The organism is Marinibactrum halimedae (assembly GCF_021234875.1).
Taxonomy (GTDB): domain Bacteria; phylum Pseudomonadota; class Gammaproteobacteria; order Pseudomonadales; family Cellvibrionaceae; genus Marinibactrum; species Marinibactrum halimedae.
This window is the reverse complement of record NZ_JAJQVM010000006.1, coordinates 81,875-96,327: the sequence shown is the minus strand read 5'-3', so window position 1 is coordinate 96,327 and position 14,453 is coordinate 81,875. Positions and strand designations below refer to the sequence as shown.

Here is a 14,453-nt window from a genome sequence, read left to right as displayed (position 1 = left end):
GAACAAGCATGAGTATTGATTCAGCACAACTTCAACAGATACTTGAAGGGGCACTGCTTGCCGCTGGCCAGCCACTGACGGTAAAACGATTACGCGCGTTATTTTTGGATGAGAATGGCAAAGGTGATGCGCCATCTGTTGAAGACATTGAAGCGGTTTTGGCCCGTATTGCCGATCTCTGTGAAGGTCGAGGTTTTGCGCTAAAGGAAGTGGCCAGTGGGTGGCGTTTTCAGGTTCGTGAAGAAACGGCACCTTGGGTGAACAAACTGTGGGAGGAAAAGCCCCAACGATATTCTCGTGCCTTGCTGGAGACCTTGGCCCTTATCGCCTATCGTCAGCCTATCACCCGAGGGGATATTGAAGAAATTCGTGGTGTGGCGGTGAGTTCTCACATTATCAAGACTCTCACCGAGCGAGAATGGGTAAAAGTGGTGGGTCATCGAGACGTTCCTGGGCGTCCGGCACTGTATGCGACGACTCGAGACTTTTTAGACTATTTCAATTTAAAAAGCTTGGAAGATTTGCCCACACTCGGTGAATTAATTGATCTAGATGAGCTGAATCCTGAACTCAATTTGGAAGGTGCCCAAGAGGCTGGGAATGACTCCCCTTCTCCTAATACTGACACCGATGGTCTGTCTACTGAGGAGGAGCCATCTGAGGACAGTTCTGATCAAAAGGATCAACTGAAAGAGGACGTTGAGACTGAGGAAGAGGAAAGACTGGATGAGGCACTGGTTGAGGATGTGCACGCTGAGTTAAGCTCTGATGTAGAAAGTAATGGTTCTGATTTTGGTGTTGGTGATGCCAGTTCTTCTCTTGATCAAGAAGAGCAGGTCGATGCTATACCAGAAGAGCATGTTCTTGATGAAGGCTTGCAGACCGAGGATGACCTACAGCCAGAAGATGATTTACAGCCAGAAGATCACCTGCAAGCAGAAGTTAAGCATAACGAAGAAGCGCTAAGTGATGAGTCACCATTAGGCGCTGTGAGTTCAGGAGCGAAAAGCCTCTTTGGTGAAGATTTGCCTGTGGCATCTGAAATAGCAGAAGAGTTAGAAGAAGAGTTAGTAATAGAAGAAATCTCAGAGCATGAGTCTCTCGCCGCTTCTGTTGTTGAAGAGCAGGAGACTCAAGATAACGAAGCCGACATCGAAAAAAGCGCATCGCCTTTAGCGGGACGTTCTTTATTTGACTCGGTGGAATCTCAAACGGAAGAAGACGAATAACTTAAACCCGCCGACAAGCCTATGAAAGTCGGCAGACGATGTGAGTATTTACTTTGTTTTTCACAAGCCACAGTAAAGAAAGCGCATTCGAATACGAAAGTGGTAGACATACACATTTATGGTAACAGACGAAAAATTACAAAAAGTATTGGCCCGTTCAGGCATTGGATCACGTCGGGAGATGGAGAGAGCCATTGCCGATGGCCGTATAAAGGTGAACGGGGCGGTTGCGACTCTGGGTGATCGTGTCACCGGTGAAGAAAAAATCGAAGTAGATGGCCGTTTGGTGACGGTAGAGTCTACAGCCGAAGCTCCACGAGTTTTGTTGTACAACAAACCGGAGGGTGAGATTTGTACTCGCTCTGACCCGGAAGGCCGTAAAACCGTTTTTGACCGCTTACCAAAACTTAAGCGTGGTCGTTGGATTTCTGTCGGACGGCTGGACTTTAACACCAGTGGTTTATTGTTATTCACCAACGACGGAGAACTGGCTAACCGCTTAATGCACCCATCCTCCGTTATTGATCGTGAGTATTTGGTACGAATTCAAGGTCAGGTGGATGACGATATGTTAGACCGCTTGCGCAAAGGGGTCACCCTCGAAGATGGCGAAGCACGCTTTACGGATATCGTTGAAGGAGCAGGTGAAGGTCAGAATCAGTGGTATTACTGTGTGGTGATGGAAGGCCGTAATCGAGAAGTGCGTCGCTTGTGGGAGTCTCAGGGCGTGCGAGTCAGCCGTTTGAAGCGCGTGCGTTATGGCAATATTTTTATTCCATCTCATGTGCGTGTGGGGCAATGGATTGAGTTGGCACCGAAAGAAATTTCAGATTTGTGTGCTACAGCGGGTGTAAAAGCGCCCTCCAAGCGAGTAATGAAGCCAGCAGAAAAGCAAGTCTATGAACGTCAGCAGCGTAAACTACGCTCAAAAGGTCCTAAACGTTAAGCTGTTATTTATTGCCTATTTTTTTGTGTCTCGCCGCTCCTTAACCCCAAACATTCAACAGAGTTATGCATCGCAAGAACCTTTAGCAGGCTTCTTGCGGCGCACTGATGACACAGTTTCTTCCCTTTTCTTTTGCTTGATACAAGTTGGCGTCGGCGCGATCAAATAATGACGTTGCGGAATCAGTCCCTCGAGCACTGGCGACACCAATGCTGGCCGTGGGGCGAATGGTTTGTGTGCCTGCAGGAATGTGCAGGAGGCTAATGGTGCCTCTCATGCGTTCGGCAATGACGATGGCCCCATTTAAGGGGGTTTTGGGTAAGAGAATCACGAACTCCTCACCGCCATAACGGAATACCATATCGGTACGTCGGGAGGTTTCCTTGAGTACAGTGGCAACTGCTTGAAGCACTTGATCTCCATGGGAATGACCGTATTGATCATTGATTTGCTTGAAGTGATCTAGGTCTATCACCAGTAGTGACAGATCGATTTGGTATCGAATCGATAGTTGAAGCTCACGCTCTAAATTATCAGAGAAGGATTTACGATTGCCAACGTTAGTGAGCGGGTCAACTAAGGCGCTGCGTAGGGCTTTTTGGTAAGCAATGGCGTTGCGTAAGGGTTGATAAAGGTAACTTAGGTACAATTCAATATTGGCCAATTCTGCTGCGTTGAAACGCCGATGCCGGTGGAGTGTCATACGACCTAATTCTTGCTGATGTTCACGCAAATTATAGGTGCATTCATGTTGAGCTCTATGGGGGCCCTGCTCAATGCATAGGTTGAGTTCATTATTGTTGAAGGTCATCGAACAGCCTTCAACCACTCGGCTCAGCTCTTGGTAAAAGGCGTTCAGAGTGGCATCAATCTCCAAGCTGCGATGGAGCGTTTGAAGTAACGATGCTGCTCTTTGCGTAGGAATGATGGAAGGTTTGGCAATGGGTTCAATAGAGCTTGTTGTCGTAATGCTTTTTAATCGTTGAGCGCTGTTGGTGTTGTTCATGGGACTCCGGTGTACCTTATTAATCAAACAATGTGTCCAATGTTTGCTCATTAAGCGAAAACAGTGCCAGATTAAAAAAAATAATATAAAACAAGGGGTTAACGCTGTTTTGGTTTTGGTGGAGGTTTCTTTGTCAAAATCTCGACTGGTTTTTTGTCTGTCTTGTTTTGATATTCCATCGAGATAAAGACAAAGCGGTAAGAGTTTGCCGTTGGGTTCGGAAATATCAGCCTTTTTTCAATAGGTATGTACGTTGAATACATTGATTCATCCCGGTCAAACCTTGTGGTGGGCCTGTGCCATTCCTCTGGCGGTCAGTGTGGTGTTGGCCGTGACTTATGCCCCTTGGAAGGCGTTGTGGAGGGTTGGTGAACGCTTTCGCTTATGGTGTGCTTGGATTGGGTTTTGCGGTGTATTTTGGCTATTGAACGTTAATATTGTGGACGTTATTGCCTTTCATCCACTGGTGGTGATGGCAGCGGTGATTCTATTTGGTTGGGAACTCGGAGTGCTGTCGGGTCTGCTTGCTCTGGCATTGAACTTCTGGATACGTCAGCAAGGGTGGGAAACATTTGTGATTGACGGTTGGTTGTCTGTGGTGGTGCCGTCTCTGGCAAGTATTGGCGTGTTAAGGCTAATTGCCAACATACCTAAAAAAAACATATTTGTGTTTATTCTTGGTGGTGGTTTTTTTGGCGCGATGGTCAGTGTATTGGCCATGCTCGGAGCGTCGTTCACCTGGTTTTCCTTAACGGGAGCCACCAGTTTAACGGTCATGCTCAGTGATTATGCGTGGATGCTGGCGTTAATGTTATTCCCCGAAGGATTCATTAACGGCGCGATTGTGACAATGGTTACGGTGCTATGGCCGTCTTTGGTTCGAACTTATGATGACGCGGTTTATCTATCAGAGCGTCCTGAATGAGTTTGTTCAATGAATTTTTCAGTGACTTAATGCTCAATCAGGTTTTCGTGCTCCTCATTCTCTGTGACATCAATCAGGGCCATTGGAAGGAAAACATCAATCGATAACCCGCCCTCAGGCAGATTGGTGGCTTGAATGGTGCCTTGGTGCAAGCGTACGGTACGTTCTGCAATGGCAAGCCCTAGTCCATAACCCCCGCTGGTGCGAGAGCGGGCACTGTCGGAGCGATAAAACGGTTGAAAAATCCGGTCTAGGTCTTCTTCGGGCACGCCACTGCCGTGGTCACTCACATTGATATGAAGAAGTTGATCGCTCTTTTGGCGAAAGGTGACCACGATATCGGTCACTTCGTGAGTGTAGTGAATCGCGTTGCGAATGATGTTTTCAAAAACACTGCTCAGTACATTGCCTTGTGTACGAACCAGTGCGTGCTGAGCGTGGTTTTCTAAGACGAGATCAACGTGCTTTAACCATGCTTCTGATCGGTATTGTTGGATGATCGATTGAATCATGCCAAATAAATCGATCGTGTCTTCCATATCCAAATGATCTACTTCCGTTACCGGAATTGACAATATGTGGGTAATGATATCTTGGAGGTAGTCCGCAGCCGCGCCAATTTTTTCCAACTCCATGGATAGCTGTGAGTCCGATTTACGCATGGCAATACTCAATGCCACATGTAAACGAGCTAGTGGTGAGCGCAATTCATGGGACACATCTTTAATCAATCGTTTTTGTTCGAGCATGGATCGCTCAAGCTGTGCGGCCATTTTATCGAAATCCCGTGCAAGATCGGCCAGTTCATGGGTGCGACCTTTAAATTGAGGCAGAATTCGAATAGAGAGATCGCCACTGGCCAGTTCTCTTGTGGCATTACGTAACGTGTTGAGGTCCCTGGACAGTTTATGAGCCAGAATCCAACAGGCAATGGCGCTGATAATGACTGACATAATTAATGTGGGGATGTTGTCACGCGCATACACATTAAACAAAATTCGCCAGTTGCTATTGATATGAGTAATGGCTTTTACGGCCTCACCGTCGACCAGAGTGATAACTCTGCCGATGTTTTTGCCAAGGTTGGCGTCGTGCGTTTTGTCGTTGAGCACGGCACTGATGGATTCCACCTGCGAGGGTAAGGGGCGATTTAAAATGTCATTATTGTTGGCATCCACCACGTATAAGTGCTGGAGTATACGTTTGGGGTTCAGTTCCAGCGTTTGCTGAATGCCTTCTAAGCTCTCATTGGCGATGGTAATTTGAAAATCCGCCAGGAGTTTCTGAGCTGGAGTAATGGTATCGCGTGTATTTTCAATGCTCGTAAATGGATTCCTCTTATAAGCACTGTCATAAATGAATACACAGGTTAACAAGAGCCCAGTGACGAGCCAGAAGCTCAGAAAGACACGGAGGTAGGTTTTCGTCATTCAGTGATTCGCTGGTAAAGTGAACATATAACCTGCGCCGCGTACATTGATGATTTGATCCTTAGGCGCTCCGATTTTGGTGAGTTTTTTACGAATATTGCTGACATGAACATCAATACTGCGATCATAGGGCGTCAACTTACGCTTGAGTGCCTTCTCTGTGAGTGTTTCTTTGCTGAGAATATCGCCAGCATGCTGCATTAACATTTCCAAGATGGAAAATTCCGCTCCCGTAATACTCAGTGGCTCTTCTTTGTAAAAGCAGGTGCGGTTGCCTCGGTTAAGAGTAATATCGCTTAAGCTGACTTCCACTTCTTTTGGGGTGGGGGGGTGGCCACCCATTCGCCGTTGAATTGCATTTAATCTTGCCACGAGTTCTCGTGGGTTGCAGGGTTTGGGTAAATAATCGTCAGCACCCGATTCCAACCCTACAATGCGATCAGCGGAATCGCCTTTTGCGGTTAGCATTAGAATCGGAATGTTGGATTGCTCCCGTATTTCTGTCAGCACTTCAAAGCCGTTTTGAGTAGGGAGCATGACATCCAATACAATGGCATCAAAATCTTGTCGTCGAACCGTTTGGCAAGCTTCCCCACCGTCGTGAACTAAGGTGACGTCATACCCTTCTCCATGTAGGTATTCTTTGAGCAAATCGCACAATTCGAGGTCGTCGTCGATCAGTAATATATTATTCATTGACAGATATTTTTCCCAGTTTTCATGAGCGGTAGATAACAGAGAAGACGTTTTTAACCCTAGGCTGTGTGTACTCCACAATCTTTGGAAAAGGCATTTGATTCGAATGTCTTTTTGGCGCGTAAAGCATTGAAAAGTGGAGTGTAAAAGTAGGTCTTCAGTCAGCCTTGGATAGTTACCTTGTTAATATTAGATGAAGATTTGGCGCAAATTTATTGTATTTGACATTAATTGCATAGGTTCTTAGTAATTCACTTTTGTCGCTGGTTTGTCAATTTAGCTTTGCCGTATACTCGTGCTCATCCGTGATGGCAACATGAGCTGAATGAAAACTGCTCCATGCAGAGTGATGCCTGAGAAGCATTCATTGCTGTATCGCTCACAAACGTAGCAATATTAGCACTGCTTTAAAGGCATCCTTTTAAAATGATACTGTTAAAGAGGATCTTTGAAAGGCAAATAAACATCATTTGTCGTTAAAATTTTCTTTATTGAAAATAAAATGATTTATATGTCTTTTGTCACCAGTGTTGTTACGATTATGAGTACCACTCCAGTATCTATCACCTTGGTGGAATCACCATTGATTAATTTATGAGGTAAGTGTGTCAAAAATTGGTTTATTTTTCGGCAGTGATGAGGGTAATACAGAAAGTATTGCTTATCGAATTCAGCAACGATTAGGGGATGATGTTGTTGATGTGCATGATATAGCAGATGTAACGCAATTGGATTTTGCCGAGTACGATCGAATTATTTTGGGTATTCCAACTTGGGACTTCGGACAATTACAGTCAGATTGGGAAGAGTTCTGGAATGATATCAGTGAAGTAGACTTTGCTGGGAAAGTCGTCGCCTTTTTTGGTTTAGGTGATCAATTTGGTTATGGCGATTACTTTTTAGACGCAATGGGCATGTTGTACGAGGTGGTGATTCAAACTGGTCCGAAAGTGGTAGGACATTGGTCTGTGGAGGGTTACGACTTTGAAGCCTCTCAAGCTTTGGTCCCTGGCGATAACCAGCATTTTGTTGGCTTAGCTTTGGATGAAGATCAACAAGAAAACCTCACCACAAACCGTTTAAATCAGTGGTGCCAACAAATTCATAAAGAGTTGGGGCTCGATTCACCTTTGCTTGAGGTGGATGATTGAGTTGCTCGAACGTGACTTTTCAGCTTAATTCATTACCACTGTTTACCGTACGTTAGAACAACTTATAGCACGTTAGAACAAGTCGCTTTGCCTTGTTCTAACGTGTCCCGTCCTAATTTTTGTGAGATTGTTATTTTTTAACGCCGTTCTGTTAAGTATTGACAGGGTGTTAAGTGTTGACTGGGGCTTATATTAACTGCCCATTCAATGAATTTCTGTTATCCCGGTTTTTTGGCAACCATAATGGCTCTTAAGGGAGCGGGGTGGCCTTCGGCGGTTTTGGTGTGATCATTCGGGTCTAAGAATTGGGCGAGCGAGTGAAATCGCATCCATTCGGTTTGTCGCTGCTCTTCCAAAGTGGTTTTGTTGAGATCCACCATTTGTACTTCATTAAATCCGACTTTTTCCATCCATGTTTTTAAGCTGTCACAGGACGGTAAAAACCAGACGTTATTCATCATGGCATACCGCCCAGGGGGCACCAGCACATCGCCGTTACCGCCTTCAATCACGAGTGTTTCCAGCACCAATTCCCCTCCTGGTTTCAAGGTGTCTTTCAATTCGATTAGGTGGTCTATTGGGGATCTTCGGTGATATAGCACGCCCATGCTGAAAGTCGTATCAAAGGCTTCCAATTTTGGGGGGAGTGCCTCAATACCTAAAGGCAATACGTCCACGGGCGACTGTTTCATGAAGTGTTTAATCATCAAAAATTGGACAATAAATCGAGGTGAAGGGTCGATGCCGATAACCCGTTGTGCGCCTTCACCCAGCATACGCCAGCAGTGATAACCATTACCGCAACCAACGTCTAGGATTAACCTATTTTTTAAATCGGACAGGTGTGGCAAAACACGATCCCACTTCCAATCAGAGCGCCATTCGGTATCAATATGCGTACCGTGGATGTTGTAGGGCCCTTTGCGCCAAGGGATTAAGTCTTGCAATAGTTGACGAATAAGGTATCGATCCTCATCGGAGGTATCGTGAAGTGTGCCTACGTGAATGCCTGTGGTTAGGTCGATCTCTGAAGTGGGAACGGTGGGCAGTGCCTCTAGGGCCTGTTGCCATCCGGGTAAGTCCCCAAATCGTCGTTCATTGAGGCTGTTTTTTATTTGATCGGGTAAATGATGCTCCCATCCACTCAGGTCACTGTTGGGTAGCCAGGATAAAAAGTCATCAAAATAGTTCAGCATGATGGAAAGTCACTCAGTGGATTGGGGGCAGTCGATGTTGGGTTTTTCGTTATGGGTTTTTCGTTATGGATTTTTCGTTATAGATAATACAGGCGATAGATTAGTTGGTCTTCTGAGCAATCATTGAGGCAAAATTAAAACACTGAAACCAGACGTCTGCGGCGCCAAATCCGGCTTTTTTTAGCCGTTGACGATGGGCTTCCAGAGTTTCGGGAATCAGCACGTTTTCTAATGACTCTCTTTTTTGGGCAATTTCCAGTTCGCTGTAGCCGTTGGCGCGTTTGAAATTATGATGCAGCTCAATCATCAATTGGTGGTGATGTTCGTCTTCAAAGGCGACTTTTTCGGACAAAATTAAAACACCGCCAGGATTTAGCCCTTCAAAAATTTTCCGTAAAATAGCATCGCGCTCAATGACGGGAATGAATTGCAGCGTAAAATTCAGCACGACCACTGACGCATTACGGATGTCTATGTCTTGTAAATCAGATTGAATAACCTCAACCGTCACCTCGCCACTGTCTGCTGCGATAATTTGTTGTGCACGCTCGACCATTGCCGTTGAGTTATCCACCGCAACAATTTGACAATTTGCCGCTGCAATGCGGTGTCGCATGGCTAAAGTGGCGGCACATAATGAGCTTCCCAAGTCATAACAATCACTGCCAGCTTGAGCGTATCGCTCCGCCAGTTGACCAATCATATTAATGATGGTGGCGTACCCAGGCACCGAGCGTTTAATCATGTCTGGAAATACATCCACTACCGCTTGATTAAATCGGAAGCCATCCACACTACCTAAAGGTTCAGAGAAGAGCGTGTCGGCTATTTCTGCGCTATTGGCGTTTTCTTTGTCACTGATGACAGAGCTTGGTTTAGATGCGCTGCTGGTAGAGGGGGGTGTTTGAGTCATTGTAATGGGATCTTCAGTTGTCTGCCGTTTTCGATTTTTTCGGTCTGTTTCTTACCGTACAAGATTATTGGCGGCAATTTTACGGGTTTTTCTGTTGGAAACCAGTCTCAACTATTGCCTTTATAGCAGACATCAGGATTTGGGATACACTGTAGAAAAGAGAGTGATTTAAACACCCATTTGATTCGGTTTTTCCGCGTATTGTGCTCACTTTATCGATATCGTGATTTTGAAGCATTGAGTACGCCCACTGGTATGGGCGATGTTTAGGAATAAAAAAGATGGCTTTTCGTGGTTATAACAAACTAAAAGTATTGGTGCTTGATGACTTTGACAGTTTTCGAATGACCGTTGCCAAAATGCTGGATTCATTCGGCGTTAAGTCTATCGATACGGCCAGCAGTGGCGAAGAGGCATTACGTATGTGCCAAGGAGGAAGCTACGATCTTATTTTAAGTGATTTTAATTTGGGGGCTGGCCGTAGTGGATTACAAGTATTAGAAGAACTTCGCCACCGGGGTATTTTGAGAAAGCGGGACGTTTTTGTTTTGGTTTCTGCCGAGACCAGTAAATCGATTGTCCTGGCTGCAACAGACGCTGAGCCGGACGCCTATTTATCCAAACCCATTACTGCAAGAGCATTGCAGCAGCGATTGGATCGGGTTCTTTCACAACGGGATCAATTACAGGAAGTGTATAAAGCGCTTGATAATGGGGATGTCGATACGGCCATTCACGATTGTTATGAAAAAATTAACAGCGGGCATCGCCTTTCTGGATTTTGCCAAAAAATTCTTGGGGAGCTGTTATTAGAAGTCAATCAATTGGATGAAGCAGAGGCGCTTTATCGTTCAGTATTAGAGATCCGCTCCCTCGACTGGGCTCAACTGGGTATGGCCAAAGTTCAGCAGTTAAAAGGCGATTTAGAAACCGCAGAACGGTGGTTTAAAGAAGTGGTGGAGCAGCACCCTCTTTGCTTAAAGGCCTATGACAACCTTGTGGAAGTCTATCAAACTCTCGAAGCCAAGGATGCTATGCAAGATGTGTTGATGGAGGCGGTGAAAGTTTCCCCTTTGGCGCTTTTAAGGCAAGAAAAACTGGCGCAAGTCTCTGCTACAAATGGAGACTTTGAAACGTCTGTTCGTGCTTATCGTAAAGTGGTGCGTTTAGCCGACAAATCCATCCATAAAAAATCCTCGCAAGCGCTTGAATTTGCACACTCTTTGGTTCGCTTGGGTGAGCAAGACCCCTCTGCTGCAAAGGATGTACACCGTGAAGCATTAAGAGTTTTGGATGAGGCCAGCACGAATTCTGATGACGCAGTATACAATATGCAATCTAAATTGGTTCAAGCTCAGCTGCTTTCACAGCAGGGGAATACGAAAGCCGCAAACCAAATTTTAGATTCATTTCGCCAGACTCTTAACAAGTTAGAAGAACCCGTGCCTTTGGAGGTGGAGTTAGATTTCGTCAAGGCGCTGGGGATGACGGGCGTAAAAGCCGAAGTCAAGGACCGGCTAAATGAGCTAAGCGTACGTTTAAAAGACGATGAAGAAGGTTTGAAAAAGCTGGATCAGCTACTGGATGAGCCCATGAGCAAAATGAATCGCAAATTGGTTGCCAAAATTAATAAGGATGGAATTAAGAATTATGAATCGAAGAACTTTAAAGCAGCCATCAGTGCGTTTATGCACGCGAAATCGTTATTCCCTAATCATGTTGGGGTGCGATTAAATTTAGTTCAGTCTTTATTGGGTGAAATGGAAGAATACGGGTGTGAAAGGGAGTTGATGGATGAGGCGATTGGATCATTAAATAAAGTGACAGAAAGTATTGATGCCCAACACCCGCAATTTAAACGGTTTCGACAATTACAAGAAATTCATCGTTCATTGGTATTGCGTAACGCGTAAGCAAAGATCGAATTTCTTTCAATATAAGCATTGTTGAACAATATTGATGTTTTATTGGGCGATGTGATGGTTGCTGAACAATAACGACAACGATTGCAACGGCTATTACGGCAAGTAGGATAAAATAATGGTAGATAATGCAAGCAGTGATTTTTCGCTCATTCTTGCTTCAAGCGTGCATGATATGAAAAATTCGTTAGGTATGTTACTGCACTCGTTAGAAGAAGCTATTGCGGATACACCTGTGCAGAGTGAGCGTCAAGCGCGTCAATTTGCCACGTTACAGTACGAGGCATCTCGAATAAATGGCGAACTTATTCAACTTTTATCCATTTATCGCATGCAAGAAAATCGTATGCCCATTGTCATCGATGACTGTTATTTAGAAGATGTGATTGAAGAACAGGTCGCCCGAAATCATATGTTGTTTGAAACGCGAGGCGTGCAAGTCGAAGTGGATTGTGACTCTGATTTAAATTGGTATTTTGATGGAGAGCTTGTGGGAAGCGTGATCAATAATATATTGGTCAACTGCGCTCGTTATAGCAAAGAAAAAATTCTGGTCAATGCAGCAATTGTGGATGAAGTCTTAGAGCTTCGTATATCAGATGATGGCTTTGGGTATCCAGATGTAATGCTAGAGGCTCCAGCGGCGTTGTCTCAATCTGCAGGGTTTGAGTCGGGTAGTACAAACCTTGGTTTATTCTTCGCGGTCAAAGTTGCTACTATGCATACTCGGGGGGAGATGGGGGGTGAGGTGAAGTTGTCCAACAACAGTGTATTAGGTGGGGGAGAGTTTCTTTTGCGTATTCCTTAGTTTTATGGGATCTGAGTGATTTATCCAGGAGGCTTAATAAAAAGTCAGAATTTAAAAAAATACAACCGAGATGAGACTTACGAGAGGTGGTGTGTAAAATATCTTCTCGGCTATATTTCATGAGTATTATATATTATCAGTACTAATGAGCGTGCTTAGTTTTAGTACAATTTGACAGTAATATCCTCATCATCATCGTCTTCTCGATGACGTGGTGGCAATGTATCGTTACCTTCATCAATGTCAGTGTGCATTGTGTATTCGATAATGCCCACACTGATATTATCTTTTCCTCCTCGACCATTGGCGTCGTCGACCATTCGATCGCAGCACTCAATGGCAGGTCGGTGTGTTGAAAGAACGAAATCCAGTTCTTCATTCCCTAAATATTCGGTCAAACCGTCTGAGCACATCATAATCAATGTATTTTGATTCAAGATGTAAGAGTTCATGGTGGGAGTAACGTCTTGCTCTATGCCTAAGGCTTGCGTAATTTGGTTACGAATATTACTGGTGCGGGCTTCTTCCTCTGTCATGTTACCTGCGTCGATCATTTCTTGAACGATGCTGTGGTCTTTGGTTAATTGAATAAAATGATCCTGGTCCCAAAGGTAAGCGCGGGAATCGCCTAAATGGGCAACAATCGCTTGATTTTGCCACACCACCACCAACACAACGGTGGTGCCCATGTGCTCGAAACGAGAGTTCCACTGCTTTTGTTCCAGAATAGCTCGGTTAGCACTGCGTATACATTCAATAGCGCATGAGCTGATCATTAATTGTTGTTGTAGAGGTGTCAAAGCAAGGAAGGTTGGTGTGATTAACCCCTCCAATGCTTCTCCAATAGTATTCACAGCAATGGTGCTTGCTAGGGCGCCTCCGGTATAACCTCCCATGCCATCGGCAATCACGATGTAGCCAAAAGGGCAATTGTGGGCAGTATACCAGCGTATGCTGTCTTCATTTTCATTGCGTACTTGGCCAATATGGGTTCGGCCATGTATCGAAAGTCTCACATCATCCATAGTGTAACGCTTCAAACGTAGTGTAACGTTTCGAATCGAGAACAGTTTGTAGTAGATCCAGCGTTTGCTACCAGCCTACAAACTGAAGGGTAGATTCGTACAGTAATAATTGAAAGTTATTGGTCAAATCAATTTGACCGTCGTTTAGTGCAATTGTGCAACGATCTAAAAATAATTGAAAGCGTAGGAGGTAAGTCAGCGTTTGCTCTTGTGTATTGGGTCAATCTTTTCGGATTTTTAGAAATTGGCGTCATTATCTTTAGTCTAAATGATTATGTCGACCTAAAAACGCCATTCTATGGCTCGTGAGATTCATAGGGTTGTGCTATGTTTGAGTAGTTTGACATAATCCAATTTTAGAAGATTTCGCTAATGCACGGATTAACACTTTTAAAATAAAAAGGACTTACGTTCGACACCATGCCAAGACTGCCAAGACTAAACCTCATCGACATTCCCCAACACATTGTGCAGGTTGGTCACAACAACCTACCTTGTTTCTTTGAAGACGATGACTACGAGTTTTATCTTCAAAGCCTGAAAGTTGCCGCTGACCAATATGAAGTGCATGTTCACGCCTATGTACTTTTGTCTAGCATGGTGCAAATAGTTGCCACACCTAGAATTCCGAATGGCATTTCGTCAATGATGCAATCGCTGGGACGTCGATACGTACAATATGTGAATCATAAATATCGTCGTTCCGGTACTATATGGGGGGGGCGGTATAAGTCTAGTTTGGTAGATTCAGACGCCTATCTCTTGAGCTGTTATCGTTACGTTGAATGTAAACCCATGTTTGAAGGTGTTGTTGATGAGCCGGGTGACTACCCTTGGTCGAGCTTTGATCACCACTCCAGTTTGCAAACAAACCAACTTATTCGTGATCATCGGTTGTATTTGGAAATGGGAGAAACGCCGCAAGAACGGGCCACTGCATATCGTTCATCGTTTCGATACGAATTTGACCCTCGCCTTCTAGAGTATATTGCTGAGACGATAAAACTGGGGCAGGTGCTGGGTGGAGATCAGTTTAAGGAGCGCATTGAGCGTATTGCTAAACAACGAGTTCGACCACTCAAACGTGGCCGACCCAAAAAAAAGACCATTGAAGAGCCGACCTAATCTCTTTCTTTTTAATTCTCTGCTTTTGAATCTATTACATCAGATGCTGGTTTGTATTGGCCGGTTCTTTCTCTTTTAGTT

General features: G+C 44.8%; 13 protein-coding genes. 7 read left to right on the top strand and 6 right to left on the bottom strand.

The features are described from left to right. The first annotated feature begins 8 nt into the window (after nucleotides 1–8). Nucleotides 9–1,229, top strand: a complete 1,221-nt coding sequence (gene scpB, locus LU351_RS05250) for an SMC-Scp complex subunit ScpB (RefSeq protein ID WP_232593010.1) — start codon at nucleotides 9–11, stop codon at nucleotides 1,227–1,229. A 118-nt stretch (nucleotides 1,230–1,347) separates the two neighbouring features. Continuing rightward, a complete protein-coding gene (gene rluB, locus LU351_RS05245; protein ID WP_232593009.1) occupies nucleotides 1,348–2,175 on the top strand; it encodes a 23S rRNA pseudouridine(2605) synthase RluB in 828 nt (275 codons plus the stop codon). A gap of 82 nt (nucleotides 2,176–2,257) precedes the next feature. On the opposite strand, the gene LU351_RS05240 is transcribed toward rluB, so the two are convergent. Continuing rightward, complete coding sequence (locus LU351_RS05240) at nucleotides 2,258–3,181, bottom strand: GGDEF domain-containing protein (protein ID WP_232593008.1); 924 nt, start codon at nucleotides 3,179–3,181, stop codon at nucleotides 2,258–2,260. A gap of 253 nt (nucleotides 3,182–3,434) precedes the next feature. Between LU351_RS05240 and LU351_RS05235 the strand changes: the two genes are divergently transcribed. Further along, entirely contained in the window at nucleotides 3,435–4,106 is a 672-nt protein-coding gene (locus tag LU351_RS05235; RefSeq protein ID WP_232593007.1) for an energy-coupling factor ABC transporter permease, read from the top strand. Between the two features lie 26 nt (nucleotides 4,107–4,132). On the opposite strand, the gene LU351_RS05230 is transcribed toward LU351_RS05235, so the two are convergent. Next, a complete protein-coding gene (locus LU351_RS05230; RefSeq protein ID WP_232593006.1) occupies nucleotides 4,133–5,536 on the bottom strand; it encodes an ATP-binding protein in 1,404 nt (467 codons plus the stop codon). Continuing rightward, on the bottom strand, nucleotides 5,537–6,232 hold the full coding sequence (locus tag LU351_RS05225) for a response regulator transcription factor (RefSeq protein ID WP_232593005.1): 696 nt from the start codon (nucleotides 6,230–6,232) through the stop codon (nucleotides 5,537–5,539). A gap of 605 nt (nucleotides 6,233–6,837) precedes the next feature. On the opposite strand from LU351_RS05225, the gene LU351_RS05220 reads away from it, so the two are divergent. Beyond that, nucleotides 6,838–7,383: a flavodoxin gene (locus LU351_RS05220; protein ID WP_232593004.1), complete on the top strand. Its 546-nt coding sequence runs from the start codon at nucleotides 6,838–6,840 to the stop codon at nucleotides 7,381–7,383. A gap of 218 nt (nucleotides 7,384–7,601) precedes the next feature. Here LU351_RS05220 and cmoB read toward each other — a convergent pair whose 3' ends face one another. Together cmoB and cmoA are read right to left on the bottom strand one after the other, a co-directional pair. Then, complete coding sequence (cmoB, locus tag LU351_RS05215; RefSeq protein WP_232593003.1) at nucleotides 7,602–8,579, bottom strand: tRNA 5-methoxyuridine(34)/uridine 5-oxyacetic acid(34) synthase CmoB; 978 nt, start codon at nucleotides 8,577–8,579, stop codon at nucleotides 7,602–7,604. 100 nt (nucleotides 8,580–8,679) lie between these two features. Next, nucleotides 8,680–9,492, bottom strand: coding sequence for a carboxy-S-adenosyl-L-methionine synthase CmoA (cmoA, locus tag LU351_RS05210; RefSeq protein ID WP_232593002.1), 813 nt, complete (start codon nucleotides 9,490–9,492; stop codon nucleotides 8,680–8,682). A 281-nt stretch (nucleotides 9,493–9,773) separates the two neighbouring features. Between cmoA and LU351_RS05205 the strand changes: the two genes are divergently transcribed. Both LU351_RS05205 and LU351_RS05200 read left to right on the top strand, forming a co-directional pair. Further along, nucleotides 9,774–11,405, top strand: a complete 1,632-nt coding sequence (locus LU351_RS05205) for a tetratricopeptide repeat-containing response regulator (RefSeq protein WP_232593001.1) — start codon at nucleotides 9,774–9,776, stop codon at nucleotides 11,403–11,405. 127 nt (nucleotides 11,406–11,532) lie between these two features. Continuing rightward, nucleotides 11,533–12,222 carry a sensor histidine kinase gene (locus LU351_RS05200; protein WP_232593000.1) on the top strand — a complete coding sequence of 230 codons (690 nt, stop codon included), beginning with the start codon at nucleotides 11,533–11,535 and terminating at the stop codon, nucleotides 12,220–12,222. A 161-nt stretch (nucleotides 12,223–12,383) separates the two neighbouring features. Here the strand turns inward: LU351_RS05200 and LU351_RS05195 are convergent, their stop codons facing one another. Continuing rightward, a complete protein-coding gene (locus LU351_RS05195) occupies nucleotides 12,384–13,247 on the bottom strand; it encodes a Stp1/IreP family PP2C-type Ser/Thr phosphatase (protein ID WP_232592999.1) in 864 nt (287 codons plus the stop codon). A gap of 420 nt (nucleotides 13,248–13,667) precedes the next feature. On the opposite strand from LU351_RS05195, the gene LU351_RS05190 reads away from it, so the two are divergent. Further along, nucleotides 13,668–14,372 carry a transposase gene (locus tag LU351_RS05190; RefSeq protein ID WP_232592998.1) on the top strand — a complete coding sequence of 235 codons (705 nt, stop codon included), beginning with the start codon at nucleotides 13,668–13,670 and terminating at the stop codon, nucleotides 14,370–14,372. The last annotated feature ends 81 nt before the right edge of the window (nucleotides 14,373–14,453 follow it).